This window comes from Pseudomonas sp. LBUM1662 (assembly GCF_059695915.1).
Genome location: NZ_CP166793.1, coordinates 6359063 through 6373372 on the forward strand (window position 1 = coordinate 6359063; position 14310 = coordinate 6373372).

Consider the following 14310-nt stretch of genomic DNA (forward strand, 5'->3'; position numbering starts at 1 on the left):
TCGTCTGCCTGCGACCGCCCGCGTCCCTTCCGCGTCAGCTGCATCCCCGACAACGACACCCTCTTATTCCAAAAACGACAGTTAACAGACTTTTTTGATATTAATTCATTAGTTTTCAAGCTGTTAGGCTTGCCGGTTCGCAGCTGCCCCGGAAGGTGGCTGGCACAAGTCTCTCTCGGAGTTCACATGAATCTGCCGCTGATCCTCAATCTGCTGGTATTCCTCGCCCTGCTCTTTGGCTTGGCGCAAACCCGTCATACGACGTGGAGCTTAGCTAAGAAAGTTCTGCTCGCACTGGTGTTGGGCGTGGCGTTCGGTGTGGCGCTGCACACGATTTACGGTGCCGGCAACCCGGTGCTGAAAGCCTCGATCGGCTGGTTCGATCTGGTGGGCAACGGTTACGTGCAGTTACTGCAAATGATCGTCATCCCGCTGGTGTTCGCCTCGATCCTCAGCGCCGTGGCCCGTCTGCACAACGCGTCGTCGCTGGGCAAGATCAGCTTCCTGACCATCGGCACGCTGCTGTTCACCACCGCCATCGCGGCGCTGATCGGCATCGGCTTGACCAACCTGTTCGGCCTGACCGCCGAAGGCCTGGTCGCCGGGACGCAGGAAATGGCCCGTCTGCAAACCATTCAGAACGACTATGCGGGCAAGGTCGCTGACCTGAATGTGCCGCAGTTGCTGCTGTCGTTCATTCCGCAAAACCCGTTCGCCGACCTCGCTCGCGCCAAGCCGACTTCGATCATCAGCGTGGTGATCTTCGCGGCGTTCCTCGGTGTCGCGGCGCTGCAACTGCTCAAGGACGATGTCGAGAAAGGTCAGAAAGTGATCAACGCCATCGACACGCTGCAAGCCTGGGTGATGCGTCTGGTGCGTCTGGTGATGAAGTTGACCCCGTACGGCGTCCTGGCGCTGATGACCAAAGTGGTCGCCGGTTCCAACCTGCAAGACATCATCAAGCTCGGCAGTTTTGTGGTGGTTTCCTACATCGGTCTGGGCCTGATGTTTGTGGTCCATGGCCTGCTGGTCTCGGCGGCCGGGATCAACCCGCTGCGGTTCTTCCGCAAGATCTGGCCGGTGCTGACGTTTGCCTTCACCAGCCGTTCGAGCGCGGCGACGATTCCACTGAGCATCGAAGCGCAGACCAGCCGTTTGGGCATCCCGCAGTCCATCGCCAGTTTCGCTGCTTCGTTCGGCGCGACCATTGGCCAGAACGGCTGTGCCGGTCTTTACCCGGCGATGTTGGCGGTGATGGTGGCGCCGACTGTCGGCATCAACCCGCTGGACCCGCTGTGGATCGCGACGCTGGTGGCGATTGTGACCTTGAGTTCGGCCGGTGTGGCGGGCGTGGGCGGTGGCGCGACGTTTGCCGCGTTGATCGTGCTGCCGGCGATGGGTTTGCCGGTGTCATTGGTGGCGTTGCTGATTTCGGTTGAGCCGCTGATCGATATGGGCCGCACGGCGTTGAACGTGAGTGGTTCGATCACGGCCGGGGCGATTACCAGCCAGATGATGCAGCAGACGGATAAAGAGCTGCTGGAGGCGGATGAGCATGCGGAGTTGGCGCACGCTTAAGTTCTTTAGCGTCTGAGCTGGCCTCTTCGCGGGCAAGCCTCGCTCCTACAGGATTTGTGTCGCACGCAATTTTCGCGATCGACACAAATCCTGTAGGAGCGAGGCTTGCCCGCGAAGCTTTTAGGCTTTTTCCCAGATCTCGAAGCTGTACGCTGGCTTATCCCCTTCGGCAGGATTCGGCACTTCCGACACCAGTTTCCACTGTTTCAAATCAAACTCCGGAAACCACGCATCCCCCTCCGGGCTCAACGCCACGCGCGTCAAATACAACCGATCAGCCTGCGCCATCCCTTGCGCATACAACTGCGCGCCGCCAATCAGCATCACCTCATCGACGCCCTGCTCGTTCGCCCATTCCTGCGCGCGAACCACGGCCGCCTCCAGCGACGGATAAACTTCCGCGCCTTCCAGCACCAGATCCGCCTGACGGCTGACCACGATGTTCAACCGGCCCGGCAGCGGACGACCGAGGGAATCCCAGGTCTTGCGCCCCATGATGATCGGCTTGCCCAAGGTGGTGGCCTTGAAGTATTTGAAGTCCCCCGGCAAGTGCCAGGGCATGCTGTTGTCGACGCCGATCACACGGTTTTCACCGAGGGCTGCGATCAGGCTGAGGGGGAGTGATTTAGTCATGCCGGCGAGGATACCAGAGCCTCCCGTACCCCGATAAGCGCCACAGCGGTTATGCTCACAGCTCAATTGAGCGACGGGATGCCGCGTGACGGAACTGACTCCACTGCAAAACCTCTGGCTGACCGAGACGGTGCGCCTGCGTGAAGAACACGCCGGCCCCCTGGATGATCTGGAAGCCAACCGACTGGCCCGCAGCGCAGGCGGCGACCTGCCGACACGGATTCAGCGCCGGGCGGTGTGGCTGGCCGAGCGCGATGGCTTGGCCGACGCCCTCAAACATTGGCTGCAAGGCGCGCGACTGGCGCTGATCGTCATGGCGGTGCTGGCCATCGTCAGCGGCGCGGGCCTGGCGTTTGCCGCACTGGGTGACGGCCAGACTCCGGTGAATGTGTTCTGGGCCCTGGGCAGTCTGCTGGGGCTCGATCTGATTCTGTTGTTGAGCTGGGCGTTGGGCCTGGTGTTTGCCGGTGAACACGGCGCCAGCCTCGGACGCTTGTGGTTGTGGCTCAGCGAAAAACTCGCTCGCGATGCCAAAGCCGCACAACTGGCGCCGGCCCTGCTGCTGTTATTGCAGCGCCGCAAACTCAATCGCTGGGCAATCGGCGTGCTGGTCAACGGCTTGTGGTTGCTGGCGATGCTCAGCGCCCTGGCAATCTTGCTGACGTTGATGGCCACCCGGCGTTACGGCTTCGTCTGGGAAACCACCATTCTGCGCGGCGACACCTTCGTCGCCATGACCCAGGCTCTTGGTGCCCTGCCGGCCTTGCTCGGTTTCAGTGTGCCGAGCGTGGAGATGATCCGCGCCAGTGGCGATGCCGCGCTGAACATCGAAAGCGCCCGTCAGGCCTGGGCCGCGTGGCTGGTGGGTGTGATGTTGGTCTACGGCGTATTGCCGCGCCTGTTGCTGGCGCTGTTCTGCCGCTGGCGCTGGTCATCCGGCCAAGCGGCTTTGCGCCTGGATCTGAACCTGCCCGGTTATGCCCAGTTGCGCGAGCGCCTGATGCCCACCAGCGAACGCCTCGGCATCAGCGATGCCGCACCTGCGCAACTGCATCGTGTCGAAAGCGGCGTCAGTGAACAGCAAAGCGACGGCGCGCTGCTGGTGGCCATCGAGCTGGACGATCAACGCCCGTGGCCGCCACCACTGCCGAAAACCGTGAACAACGCCGGCATTCTCGACAGTCGCGAGTCGCGCAACAAACTGCTCGAACAGCTGAGTCGCTTCCCCCCGGCACGCCTGGCGATTGCCTGCGATCCGCGACGCTCACCGGACCGTGGCAGCCTGGCGCTGATCGCCGAACTGGCGCGCAATGCCGCCGCCACCCGTGTCTGGTTGCTGCAAGCGCCTCCCGGCGAAGCACTGGATGCCGAACGCCTCGGCGACTGGCATGTGGCGCTGCAACAGCTGGACCTGCCGTTCGCCGATTGCGTGCCCGTGAACTGGCTGGAGACCGGCCATGACTAATACCTGGAAAGCGCCCTTGAAACTGGCGGTGGTCGGCCACACCAACGTCGGTAAAACCTCGTTGCTGCGCACCCTCACCCGCGATGTCGGTTTCGGCGAAGTGTCCCATCGCCCCAGCACTACCCGCCATGTCGAAGGCGCGCGGTTGTCGGTGGACGGCGAGCCGTTGCTCGATCTCTACGACACGCCCGGCCTTGAAGACGCCATCGCCCTGCTCGACTACCTCGAACGCCTGGAACGTCCGGGCGAGCGCCTCGACGGTCCGGCGCGGTTGGCCCGATTCCTCGACAGCAGCGAAGCCCGGCAGCGCTTTGAACAGGAAGCCAAAGTGCTGCGGCAATTGCTCGCCTCGGACGCCGGCCTCTATGTGATCGACGCCCGGGAGCCGGTCCTGGCCAAGTACCGCGACGAACTGGAAGTGCTGGCCAGCTGCGGCAAACCGCTGCTGCCAGTGCTGAATTTCGTCAGCAGCGCCAACCATCGCGAGCCGGATTGGCGTGAAGCCCTGGCACGCTTGGGCTTGCATGCCCTGGTGCGTTTCGACAGCGTTGCACCGCCCGAGGATGGCGAGCGTCGACTCTACGAAAGCCTCGCCTTGCTGCTGGAAAGCTCCCGCGAACAACTGGAGCGCTTGATCGCCGATCAACAGGCCCAGCGCCTGGCTCGCCAGCAAAGTGCAGCGCGGCTGATTGCCGAATTGCTGATCGATTGCGCCGCGTGCCGGCGCAGCGTGGTCAGCGATGCGGCGCAGGAACAGCAGGCCATCAGCGAGCTGCGCAAAGCCGTTCGGCAACGTGAGCAGCGCTGCGTTGAAGGCTTGCTCAAGCTTTATGCCTTCCGCCCACAAGACGCGGCGGCCAGTGATCTGCCGCTGCTCGATGGCCGCTGGGGCGATGATTTGTTCAACCCGGAAACCCTCAAGCAACTCGGTGTTCGGGTTGGTGGCGGTATCGCGGCTGGCGCGGCTGCCGGTGCCGGGGTCGACTTGCTGGTCGGTGGCCTGACCCTCGGCGCGGCGGCACTGGCCGGCGCGATTGCCGGCGGCGCCCTGCAAACCGCGCGCAGTTATGGCAGCCGGTTGATGGGCAAGATCAAAGGCCAGCGAGAATTGACGGTCGACGACAGTGTGCTGCGGTTGTTGGCCTTGCGTCAGCGGCAGTTGCTGCAAGCGTTGAACGTGCGCGGGCATGCGGCGATGGACAGCATCCAGGTGGCCACGCCGCAGGACAAGACCTGGCGCGAAGGCAAACTGCCCGAAGCCCTGAACAAGGCCCGGGCGCATCCGCAGTGGTCGTCGCTGAACCCGCATCCCAAGTTGAGTCAGGCAGAAAGGCAGGAGCAGATAGAGGCGTTGGCGCAGCAGCTTTAGCTCTGTGGTGTCGGAAGCGGCCCCATCGCGAGCAAGCTCGCTCCCACAGGGTCGGCGGTGTTCACAAAATCTGTGTCCACCACAAAACCTGTGGGAGCGGGCTTGCTCGCGAAGGCCGCGACTCGGTTCCGCGGTTATACGCTGATCTTCAAAAACTCCCTCGCCAGCGACACAACTCGTCGCCGATCCGTGCGATCCGCCCGCCCATCATTGTCCACATCCGAAACCAATATCAGCTCGAACACGCCGTCGTTATCCAGATCACGGGCGGCGGCTTTATAGGCAATCACCGGCCCGTCATGAAAGTGCAGCCGTACCGTTTCCGGCGTGCCGTCGCCGGTCGTGTTTTCAGCAAATATCCGCAGATGCCGATCCTCGCGCTCGCCGGCGTTGAACCAGGCGCACTTCAAATAGGTGTTGCCCAACGCCTTGAGACGCTGTCGGTCAGTCACTGTCGCCTCACGCGGCACCTGCTGCTCTTCATGAAACCGGAAACGAACCGTGTCCGCCGCCCCAGCCCCGCTTCGATCCTGTGCAATCACTTCCAAATAACGCATCCGTGCGCTTCCTTGCCAAAAGCCCAGACTGAGCTGTTGCCGCAAGGTAATCGATCCGCCATTTCGCTATTGCCTGTGAGACAACTCAACGCAACTCGCCGGACAAGAGCTTTGCCGCCTTGCGCTTCAACACCTCGAGATCCATCACCGGCACCCACTGCTCCTTGGCCAGCTCATCCCACTGCCGCATGCGCAAACTGACTTCACACAAAGGGTCCTGCTCGAAAGCTTCAGCCTCGACAGGCGTCATCACCCCACCCTGATATTCCAGGGTCCGGCGGCTGGCTTCGCTCAATCGCTCGTAGTACCCGGGCTCTTTGAGTGTCAGATAACGCTTGGCCTGAACGTGGTATTCCACCAGCCGCGCCAGGCGCTCGCTGAAACCAGCCCGACGCAAATAATCGGCGCCCAGACGCTCGTGGCTGACCACGCCGAAGCCACCCATGTTCTCGGCGCTCTCGCCGCAGATATGCCCGATGTCGTGGAAAAACGCGGCCAGCACCACTTCATCATCAAAGCCTTCGGCCATGGCCAGTTCGGCAGCCTGGGACATGTGTTCGATCTGCGACACCGGCTCGCCGATGTAATCACTGTCGCCAAAGCGCTCGTACAGACCGAACACCTCGGCAATCACTTGTTCATGACGCACCATCAGTTTTCCCCCAACAGTTAAGCGACATTACGTTCGGCCATCGCCGGCCAGACACTCATGCCGACGCCAGTGACCGCGTCTGGCGGCGGCGTGGGACAGGCCCAGGATGTCGGCGCCGACGATGAGCATGTCTTGGTGTTGTGTCATGGAGTTTTGTCCTGAATTCGAAGCCGCCTTCGCGGGCAAGCCTCGCTCCTACAGGCATACGCGTTCCTTGTAGGAGCGAGGCTTGCCCGCGAAGGGGCCCTCACAGCGGATGAAGATCTTACTTGGCAGCCACTTTCTCGGACTTGCCGTCATAGCGCTTGCGCCACTCGGTCAGGATCTCGTCGCGATTCTTCGACGCCCAGGCAAAGTCGTTCTTGATCAAACGCTGCTCATAATCCGCTGGCAATTCGGTCTGCGGCTTGGCGATACCCGGCTGCGCGAGCACCGCGAAGTTCTCTTTATAAAGCTCCATCGCCGCCGGGCTGGCCGAGAAGTCAGCGAGTTTCTTCGCCGCGTCTTCATGCGGTGTGCCCTTGATCACAGCCGTCGCTTCAATCTCCCAGCCCAGGCCTTCCTTCGGCAGGATGATGTCCAGCGGCGCGCCTTGGCGCTTCAGCTGAACCGCCGGGTATTCAAAGGAAATACCGATCGGGAACTCACCCGCCGCCGCCAGTTTGCAAGGCTTGGAACCGGAGTGAACGTACTGGCCGATGTTCTGGTGCAGGTCGTCCATGTACGCCCAGCCCTGCTTCTCGCCGAAGGTCTGCAGCCAGGCGCTGACGTCGAGGAAACCGGTGCCGGACGAGGCTGGGTTGGGCATGACGATCTTGCCTCTGTACTCAGGCTTGGTCAGGTCCTGCCAGCTCACGGGTTTGGTCAACCCCTGCTTCTCGGCTTCGACGGTGTTGAAGCAAATGGTCGCGGCCCAGACATCCATACCAACCCAGGCGGGCGGGTTGGCGGCATCGCGGTAGTTGCCGCCGATCTTGCCCAGGTCTTTCGGCGCGTAGCTTTGCAGCATGCCTTGCTGATCGAGGATCGCCAGGCTCGACGCCGCCAGGCCCCAAACCGCGTCAGCCTGCGGGCGGGCTTTTTCGGCCAGCAGTTTGGCGGTGATGATCCCGGTGGAATCGCGCACCCACTTGATCTCGATGTCCGGGTTGGCTTTTTCGAAGGCTTCTTTGTAGGTCTTCAGTTGCTCGGCTTCGAGGGCGGTGTACACCGTCAACTCGGTTTGCGCCGCGAAGGCGTTCAGGCTGAAAGCGGTGAGGACAGCAGCGGCCAGGGCCAGGGGCTTGAACATGATCTTTTCCTGTTGTGAGTTGAGGGGGGTGTACAGAATCAGTTGCCGGGCGCGGTCTGCCGCCAGGCCTGGGAACGGCGCAGCAAACCGCGCGAAGCCCAGGCCAGCAGCAGGGACACGCCCGCCGAGGTGAACAGAATCAGGGTCGACATCGCCGCCGCACCGCCCACGTTGCCGGCGTCATCCATGTTCAGCACCGCCACCGCCGCGAGGATGGTGTCGGGGCTGTAGAGGAAGATCGCCGCCGACACGGTGGTCATGGCCGAGACGAACAGGTAGCGCACGATGTCCAGCAACGCCGGCAGGCAGATCGGCACGGTGACCCGCAGGTAATGCCGATACAGCGGCGCCTTGAGCGACAGTGCGGCGGCTTCGAACTCGGCGTCGAGTTGACGCAATGCCGTGGTCGCGGTCATTTGCGCGGTGGTCAAATAGTGAGCAATGGTGCAGACCACCAGCAGCGTCATGGTCCCGTACAGCACATGCAGCGGGTTGCCGGTCAGGTTGAAAAAGAAGACATAACCCAGGCCCAGCACCAGACCCGGCACCGCCATCGGCACAAAACTGAGCATGCGCAGGGTCAAGTTCAGTCCGCGCTGGCCCTTGGTTTTTTCCATCAGGTAGGCGCCGGTGAAGATCAGCACGCTGCCGATCAGCGCCGTGCACAAGGCCATCTTCACGCTGTTGCCGTAGGCCAGCCAGCCACCGCCCGCCGTGTCGTTGAACTGGTAGTGATTGAGCGACAGCGACAGGTTGTACGGCCAGAATTTCACCAGCGACGAATACACCGCCATGCCGAACACCAGCAGCAACACCGCGCAGATCAGCAGCACGATCGCCAGGTAGCAACCGTCCCGCAGTTTCGACGGTGCCGGTTGAAACACCTGAGCCCGACCGCTCATGGAATCGCCGTGACGCCGACGCAGCCAGGCATCAACCCCGAAACTGAACAGCGCCGGCAGCAACAGCACCATGCCGATCAACGCGCCGCGACCGAACTGTTGTTGGCCGACCACCGCTTTGTAAGCTTCCAGCGCCAGCACTTGATAATCGCCACCGACCACCACGGGCACACCGAAGTCGGTGATGGTCAGGGTGAACACCAGACAGAACGCCGCGAACACCGCCTGACGGGTCGCCGGCCAGGTGATGCTGCGAAAGGCTTTGGCCGGACTGGCGCCCATGCTGGAGGCGGCATCGAACAGCCGCGCATCCGCCAGGGACAGGGCTGACAGCAAAATCATCAAGGCGTGTGGGAAGGTGTAGATCACCTCGCCCAGAACAATGCCCCAGAAGCCGTAGATATTGTCCGAGAGCAAACCGCGCAACATGCCCTGATTGCCGAACAGGTAAACCAGCGCAATGCCCGGCAACATCGACGGCGCCATCAACGGCAATAGCGACATGCCGCGCCAGATGCCTTTGCCGGGAATCAACGTGCGTTGCAGCGCGTAGGCAAACAGGTAGGCCAGCGGTACGACAATCGCTGCGACGCTGAGGGAAACTTTCAAACTATTGCCCAACAACCAGTGGAAATTCGCACTGGTCACCAGTTCGCGAGCCGCGACCACGCCACCGCCCTGCCCCGCCTCCGAACTGAAACCGCGCCAGAAGATCGCCAGCAACGGCATCAGCACCGCGATGGCGAGCAACACCAGCAAAAGGACTTTGCCGCCAACCACGAACACCCGGTCGCCGATCTCGGCACGGGAGGTCTGCCGAACCTGCTTGTGCGGTATCGGCAGCGCGATGTTCGCGCTCATCAGGCAAACACCTGCAGGCTGCGTGGCGGCAAGGCGACCATGATTTGCTGCGCGCCAAGGCGCGGCATGGCTTCCGGCGCCAGTTCCGCCAGCAAAGCGTGGCCCGGCAGTTGATCGAGTTCGAAACTCATGCGGCAGCGGTTGCCGAGGAAGGTGATCTCGCGAACCTTGGCCGGGAACAGGTTTTCTTCGTGTACCGGCGGGTTGACGTTGATCGCTTCGGGGCGGCAGAACAGCCGACCCGACGTGGTTTTAGCGCTGCCATCCGCCAGGCGCATGCTCATCCCGCCGACCTGGGCGTGGCTGTCGCTGCTGCGGCTGAACGGCAGCCAGTTGCCCTGGCCGACAAACTCCGCCACAAACGGTGTGGCCGGGCGGTCGTAGATTTCCTGCGGCGTGGCGTACTGCTCGACCTTGCCGTTGTTCATTACGGCGATGCGGTCGGCCATCAACATGGCCTCGTCCTGATTGTGCGTGACCATCAGGGTGGTGACGCCGAGGTTGCGTTGCAGTTGACGCAGCTCGGTGCACAGGTGCTCGCGAACCCGGGCGTCGAGGGCCGACATCGGTTCGTCCAGCAACAACAACGATGGCGCCGGCGCCAACGCGCGAGCCAGTGCCACACGTTGCTGTTGGCCGCCGGACAATTGGCCGGGGTACTTTTTCTCGCTGCCGGTCAGGCCGACCAGTTCCAGCATCTGACCCACACGCTTGCGCACTTCATCGCGACCACTGCCGGTAAGGCCGTAGGCAATGTTCGCTTCGACGGTGAGATTGGGGAACAGCGCGTAGGACTGGAAGAGAATGCCGTAGTCCCGTGCCTGAGGCGCCAGGTGGGAAACGTCGCGATCGCCGAGGTACAACTCGCCGCTGTCTTGTTTCTCCAGGCCGGCGATGCAGCGCAGCAAGGTGGTTTTGCCACAACCCGACGGGCCCAGCAGGCACACCAGTTCACCGGCCGCCACGTCGAGGGAAACATTATCCAGCGCGGTGAAAGCGCCAAAGCGCTTCTGCACGCCGCGCACTTTCATCGGGGCGCCGGGGTTGGTCAGGGCAGTTGCGATCGAGTGGTTCATGGACAGACCTCATCAAGCAGATGAGAGCCATCCTAGGTTTGTAATGCGTCGGTCATGTGGCAGTGAGGCAAAAACGGCTGATAGTGGTATTCAGGGATTTGGGTTGGATACGTTGGTGCACTGACGGACGCCTTCGCGGGCAAGCCTCGCTCCTACAGGGGAATGCGATCACCTGTAGGAGCGAGGCTTGCCCGCGAAGGTGCCCTCACATTCAACACAAATCTCAGGCCGGCGCCATTTCCTGCGCCAACCCCAGAAACGCCGCCGGCAACCGCGCGCCTTTGCGCTCCTTGAGGCAGTACAAATACTCCGGAATCTGCGGGGCATTCTCAATCGTCAGCACCCGCAACTGCGGATCATGCGGCACTTCCTGCCTGGCAATGATGCTGATCCCAATGTTGCGCAGCACCGCCTCACGAATCGATTCTCGGCTGCCAATTTCCAGCAACGGCCCGAAACTCACCCCGGCGCTGGCCAGCAATTCCTCAGTCAATCGGCGTGTGGTCGAGCCCGACTCGCGCATCAACAACGTATGCCCGGCCAATGCGCTGAGCGGCACATGGTCATGCGCCGCCAGCGGATGATTGCGATGCACCGCCAGCACCAGCGGATCGCTGCCGAGTACCCGGCGAATCAGCCGCGCATCGTCGAGCAACTGCGATGACGCCGCGACATCCACCCGGTAATCCTCCAGCGCCTCCAGCACCTGCTGGGAGTTGCCAATTTCCACCGAGACTTCCACCTGCGGCAAGCGCTCGCGAAAGGTCTTCACCAGGTCGAGGATGTAATACGGCGCGGTGGCGGCGATGCGCAATGTGCCCTCGACCTGGCCGCTGTTGCGCAGGAAAAACTCGATGTCGGCTTCCTGCTGCAACAGCGCCTTGACCATCGGCAGCAACCGCGCGCCTTCATCGCTGACGCTGAGGCGGCGGCCGCCACGGTAGAACAGTTCAACCGAGTACTGGCTTTCCAGATTGCGGATCTGCGTGGTCACCGTGGGCTGGCTCAGGCCGAGCTTTTTCGCCGCCAGGGTAATGCTGCCCAAGCGGGCCACCATGTAAAACGCCTTCAGCTCGGCACTCAGCACACCCGTCCCTCATCGTCTATTTGCGCAACAAGCGCAAACCGTTGAACACCACCAACAGGCTCACGCCCATGTCGGCAAACACCGCCATCCACATGGTGGCGATCCCGGCGAAGGTTACCCCAAGAAAGATCGCCTTGATGACCAAAGCGAGGGCGATGTTCTGTTTGAGGATGCTCGACGTTTGCCGCGACAGACGGATGAACGCAGGGATCTTGCGCAGATCGTCGTCCATCAGGGCGACATCGGCGGTCTCGATGGCGGTATCGGTGCCGGCGGCGGCCATCGCAAAACCGATCTCGGCCCGGGCCAGTGCCGGCGCATCGTTGATGCCGTCGCCGACCATGCCGACGTGATGCCCCTGTGCATAAAGTGCTTCGATGGCCTGCAGCTTGTCGGTCGGCAGCAGGTCGCCCTTGGCCTCGTCGATGCCGACTTGCGCAGCAATCGCCTGAGCGGTGTGGACGTTGTCGCCGGTCAGCATCAGGGTTTTGATGCCCAGATCGTGCAGTTGCTGGATCGCTTCGCGGCTGGATTCCTTGACCGTGTCGGCCACGGCGAACAGCGCCAACGGGCCGGTCTTGTCGAGCAACAACACCACCGATTTACCCTGTTTTTCCAGCGCGAACAGCTTCTCTTCCAGCGCCGGCGAACACAGGCCAAGATCTTCCACCAGGCGATGGTTGCCCAAGTGGTAGGTCTGACCGTTGATGTCACCGCGAACGCCGCGACCGGCCAGGGCTTCGAAGTTATCCACAACCCGCGGCGCGAATTGTTTATCCACAGCCGCATTGGCAATGGCCAGTGACACCGGGTGATCAGAGCGACCGGCCAGCGCTGCCGCAATTGCCGGGGCCGTTACGTCAGCGGTGGGATCCAGCGACAAATAATCGGTCTGCACCGGTTTTCCGTGGGTGATGGTGCCGGTCTTGTCCAGGGCCAGATAATCGAGCTTGTAACCGCCCTCCAGGTAAACACCGCCCTTCACCAGAATGCCTTTGCGCGCCGCTGCCGCAAGGCCGCTGACGATGGTCACCGGGGTGGAGATCACCAACGCACACGGGCAAGCGACGACCAGCAAGACCAGTGCCCGGTAGATCCAGTCAAACCAGACAGCGCCCATGAACAGCGGCGGGATCACGGCCACGGCGAGGGCCAGCAGAAACACCGCCGGGGTATAGATTTTCGAGAACTGATCGACGAAGCGCTGGGTCGGTGCCCGTGCGCCCTGAGCCTGTTCCACGGCATGGATGATCCGCGCCAGGGTCGAGTTATTGGCCGCGGCGGTCACGGTGTATTCCAGCGAGCCCGCCTGGTTGATGGTGCCGGCGAAAACTTTATCGCCCACGCTCTTCTCGATCGGCAGGCTTTCGCCGGTGATCGGCGCCTGATCGATGGTCGAACTGCCCGACACCACTTCACCGTCCAGGCCAATCCGCTCGCCGGGACGCACCCGTACACGCGCACCGAGCTCGATGGTTTTGACGTCTTGCTCGACCCAGCTGCCGTCAGCCAGTTGCACCGTGGCCTGTTCCGGGGTCATCTGCATCAGGCCGCCAATGGCGTTGCGCGCCCGGTCCAGCGACTTGGCTTCGATCAACTCGGCCACGGTGAACAGGAACATCACCATCGCCGCTTCCGGCCATTGGCCGATCAGGATCGCGCCAGTCACCGCGATGCTCATCAGCGCGTTGATGTTCAGGTTGAGGTTCTTGAGTGCGATCCAGCCTTTCTTGTAAGTGGTGAGGCCACCACTGAGGATCGAAACCAGCGCGATGATTGCCACCACCCACGTCGGTGCGGCGTCGGTGAAGTGAATCACTTCTGCGGCCAACGCACCTACGCCGGACAGCGCCAGGGGCCACCAGTGTTTTTTCTCGGGGATCGGCGCTGGCGCTTCGCTGCCCTGCTCCATCGGCTCGGCCACCATGCCCAACGACTTGATCGCCTCGATGATCGGCGCCGTACTCGGCAGGTCATGGGTCACGCCCAGCACCCGATTGATCAGGTTGAATTCCAGTTGTTGCACACCCGCGAGCTTGCCCAGTTTGTTCTGGATCAGCGTCTGCTCAGTCGGGCAGTCCATGGCGTCGATGCGGAAACTGCTCAGCCGTGCGCCGTCGGTCGGCTTGTCGCTCAACTTGATCAGCGAAGGCGCTGCGACTTTTGAGGAGCAGCAGGAATCGCCGTGCCCGCCATGGTCATGCTTTTGCACAGGCTGCAGCTTGTGGCTGTGATCGTGATCGTGATCGTGATCGTGATCAGCCTCGGGTTTGTGGGTGTGAAGGGAATCGCTCATTGGTTGCGTCCATGAAGGTGCCTGTTGCCAAGTAAAGACCCTGTAGCCACTATAGGGTCAAGCACCTATTTGGAGATTGTCGTCATGAAGATCGGAGAACTGGCGAAACTCACTGACTGCGCCGTCGAAACCATCCGCTACTACGAACGCGAAAACCTGCTGCCGGAACCGGCCCGCAGCGACGGCAACTACCGCGTCTACACCCAGGCCCACGCCGAACGCCTGACCTTCATCCGCAACTGCCGCACCCTCGACATGACCCTCGAAGAGATCCGCAGCCTGCTGGCCCTGCGCGACAGTCCGCAGGATCAGTGTGAAAGCGTGAATGCGTTGATCGACGAGCACATTCATCACGTGAAAGCGCGGATCGATGGGCTGATGGCGTTGCAGACGCAACTGCTCGACCTGCGCCAACGCTGTGGCGAAGGGCCGGATATTGAGCAGTGCGGGATTTTGCAAAGGCTGGAAGTGAGTGGCGGGGTTGTGGCGACGGATGTGGAGCATTCCCATGTCGGCCGAAGTCACGGCCATTAAGCACACCCC

General features: G+C 62.1%; 12 protein-coding genes. 4 read left to right on the top strand and 8 right to left on the bottom strand.

The genetic code is table 11. The features are described from left to right. Positions 1-186 precede the first annotated feature (186 nt). Positions 187-1578 carry an L-cystine transporter gene (locus tag ACA049_RS29015; protein WP_497331647.1) on the top strand — a complete coding sequence of 464 codons (1392 nt, stop codon included), beginning with the start codon at positions 187-189 and terminating at the stop codon, positions 1576-1578. 120 nt (positions 1579-1698) lie between these two features. Here the strand turns inward: ACA049_RS29015 and ACA049_RS29020 are convergent, their stop codons facing one another. After that, positions 1699-2211 (bottom strand): dihydrofolate reductase, encoded by a 513-nt coding sequence (locus tag ACA049_RS29020; protein ID WP_497331649.1) that lies wholly within the window; start codon positions 2209-2211, stop codon positions 1699-1701. A gap of 85 nt (positions 2212-2296) precedes the next feature. Here ACA049_RS29020 and ACA049_RS29025 point away from each other — a divergent pair, with 85 nt between their 5' ends. Both ACA049_RS29025 and ACA049_RS29030 read left to right on the top strand, forming a co-directional pair. Beyond that, the gene (locus ACA049_RS29025; RefSeq protein ID WP_497331651.1) at positions 2297-3676 is read left to right on the top strand and encodes a DUF2868 domain-containing protein; all 1380 of its coding nucleotides are present in this window, start codon (positions 2297-2299) and stop codon (positions 3674-3676) included. Next, positions 3669-5045 carry a GTPase/DUF3482 domain-containing protein gene (locus ACA049_RS29030; RefSeq protein ID WP_497331653.1) on the top strand — a complete coding sequence of 459 codons (1377 nt, stop codon included), beginning with the start codon at positions 3669-3671 and terminating at the stop codon, positions 5043-5045. The genes ACA049_RS29025 and ACA049_RS29030 overlap by 8 nt, the downstream gene beginning before the upstream one ends. A 134-nt stretch (positions 5046-5179) precedes the next feature. Here ACA049_RS29030 and ACA049_RS29035 read toward each other — a convergent pair whose 3' ends face one another. From ACA049_RS29035 to ACA049_RS29065, 7 genes are all read right to left on the bottom strand, one after another. Then, positions 5180-5602, bottom strand: a complete 423-nt coding sequence (locus ACA049_RS29035) for a hypothetical protein (protein ID WP_497331655.1) — start codon at positions 5600-5602, stop codon at positions 5180-5182. A gap of 85 nt (positions 5603-5687) precedes the next feature. After that, a complete protein-coding gene (locus ACA049_RS29040; protein WP_497331657.1) occupies positions 5688-6254 on the bottom strand; it encodes a phosphonate degradation HD-domain oxygenase in 567 nt (188 codons plus the stop codon). A 265-nt stretch (positions 6255-6519) separates the two neighbouring features. Next, on the bottom strand, positions 6520-7545 hold the full coding sequence (locus tag ACA049_RS29045) for a putative 2-aminoethylphosphonate ABC transporter substrate-binding protein (protein ID WP_497331659.1): 1026 nt from the start codon (positions 7543-7545) through the stop codon (positions 6520-6522). 38 nt (positions 7546-7583) lie between these two features. After that, positions 7584-9308 carry a putative 2-aminoethylphosphonate ABC transporter permease subunit gene (locus tag ACA049_RS29050; RefSeq protein WP_497331661.1) on the bottom strand — a complete coding sequence of 575 codons (1725 nt, stop codon included), beginning with the start codon at positions 9306-9308 and terminating at the stop codon, positions 7584-7586. Then, a complete protein-coding gene (locus tag ACA049_RS29055) occupies positions 9308-10384 on the bottom strand; it encodes a putative 2-aminoethylphosphonate ABC transporter ATP-binding protein (protein WP_497331663.1) in 1077 nt (358 codons plus the stop codon). The genes ACA049_RS29050 and ACA049_RS29055 overlap by 1 nt, the downstream gene beginning before the upstream one ends. A gap of 223 nt (positions 10385-10607) precedes the next feature. Then, entirely contained in the window at positions 10608-11471 is an 864-nt protein-coding gene (locus tag ACA049_RS29060) for a LysR family transcriptional regulator (RefSeq protein ID WP_497331665.1), read from the bottom strand. Between the two features lie 16 nt (positions 11472-11487). Beyond that, complete coding sequence (locus ACA049_RS29065) at positions 11488-13767, bottom strand: heavy metal translocating P-type ATPase (RefSeq protein ID WP_497331667.1); 2280 nt, start codon at positions 13765-13767, stop codon at positions 11488-11490. Positions 13768-13851: 84 nt separating this feature from the next. On the opposite strand from ACA049_RS29065, the gene cadR reads away from it, so the two are divergent. Then, positions 13852-14301 (top strand): Cd(II)/Pb(II)-responsive transcriptional regulator, encoded by a 450-nt coding sequence (cadR, locus tag ACA049_RS29070; RefSeq protein ID WP_497331669.1) that lies wholly within the window; start codon positions 13852-13854, stop codon positions 14299-14301. The last annotated feature ends 9 nt before the right edge of the window (positions 14302-14310 follow it).

Bases quoted from the DNA above. Each gene is read 5' to 3' on its own strand.
- ACA049_RS29015 (WP_497331647.1), top strand. From the start codon at position 187: ATGAATCTGCCGCTGATCCTCAATCTGCTGGTATTCCTCGCCCTGCTC.
- ACA049_RS29020 (WP_497331649.1), bottom strand. From the start codon at position 2,211: ATGACTAAATCACTCCCCCTCAGCCTGATCGCAGCCCTCGGTGAAAAC.
- ACA049_RS29030 (WP_497331653.1), top strand. From the start codon at position 3,669: ATGACTAATACCTGGAAAGCGCCCTTGAAACTGGCGGTGGTCGGCCAC.
- ACA049_RS29035 (WP_497331655.1), bottom strand. From the start codon at position 5,602: ATGCGTTATTTGGAAGTGATTGCACAGGATCGAAGCGGGGCTGGGGCG.
- ACA049_RS29040 (WP_497331657.1), bottom strand. From the start codon at position 6,254: ATGGTGCGTCATGAACAAGTGATTGCCGAGGTGTTCGGTCTGTACGAG.
- ACA049_RS29045 (WP_497331659.1), bottom strand. From the start codon at position 7,545: ATGTTCAAGCCCCTGGCCCTGGCCGCTGCTGTCCTCACCGCTTTCAGC.
- ACA049_RS29050 (WP_497331661.1), bottom strand. From the start codon at position 9,308: ATGAGCGCGAACATCGCGCTGCCGATACCGCACAAGCAGGTTCGGCAG.
- ACA049_RS29055 (WP_497331663.1), bottom strand. From the start codon at position 10,384: ATGAACCACTCGATCGCAACTGCCCTGACCAACCCCGGCGCCCCGATG.
- ACA049_RS29065 (WP_497331667.1), bottom strand. From the start codon at position 13,767: ATGAGCGATTCCCTTCACACCCACAAACCCGAGGCTGATCACGATCAC.
- cadR (WP_497331669.1), top strand. From the start codon at position 13,852: ATGAAGATCGGAGAACTGGCGAAACTCACTGACTGCGCCGTCGAAACC.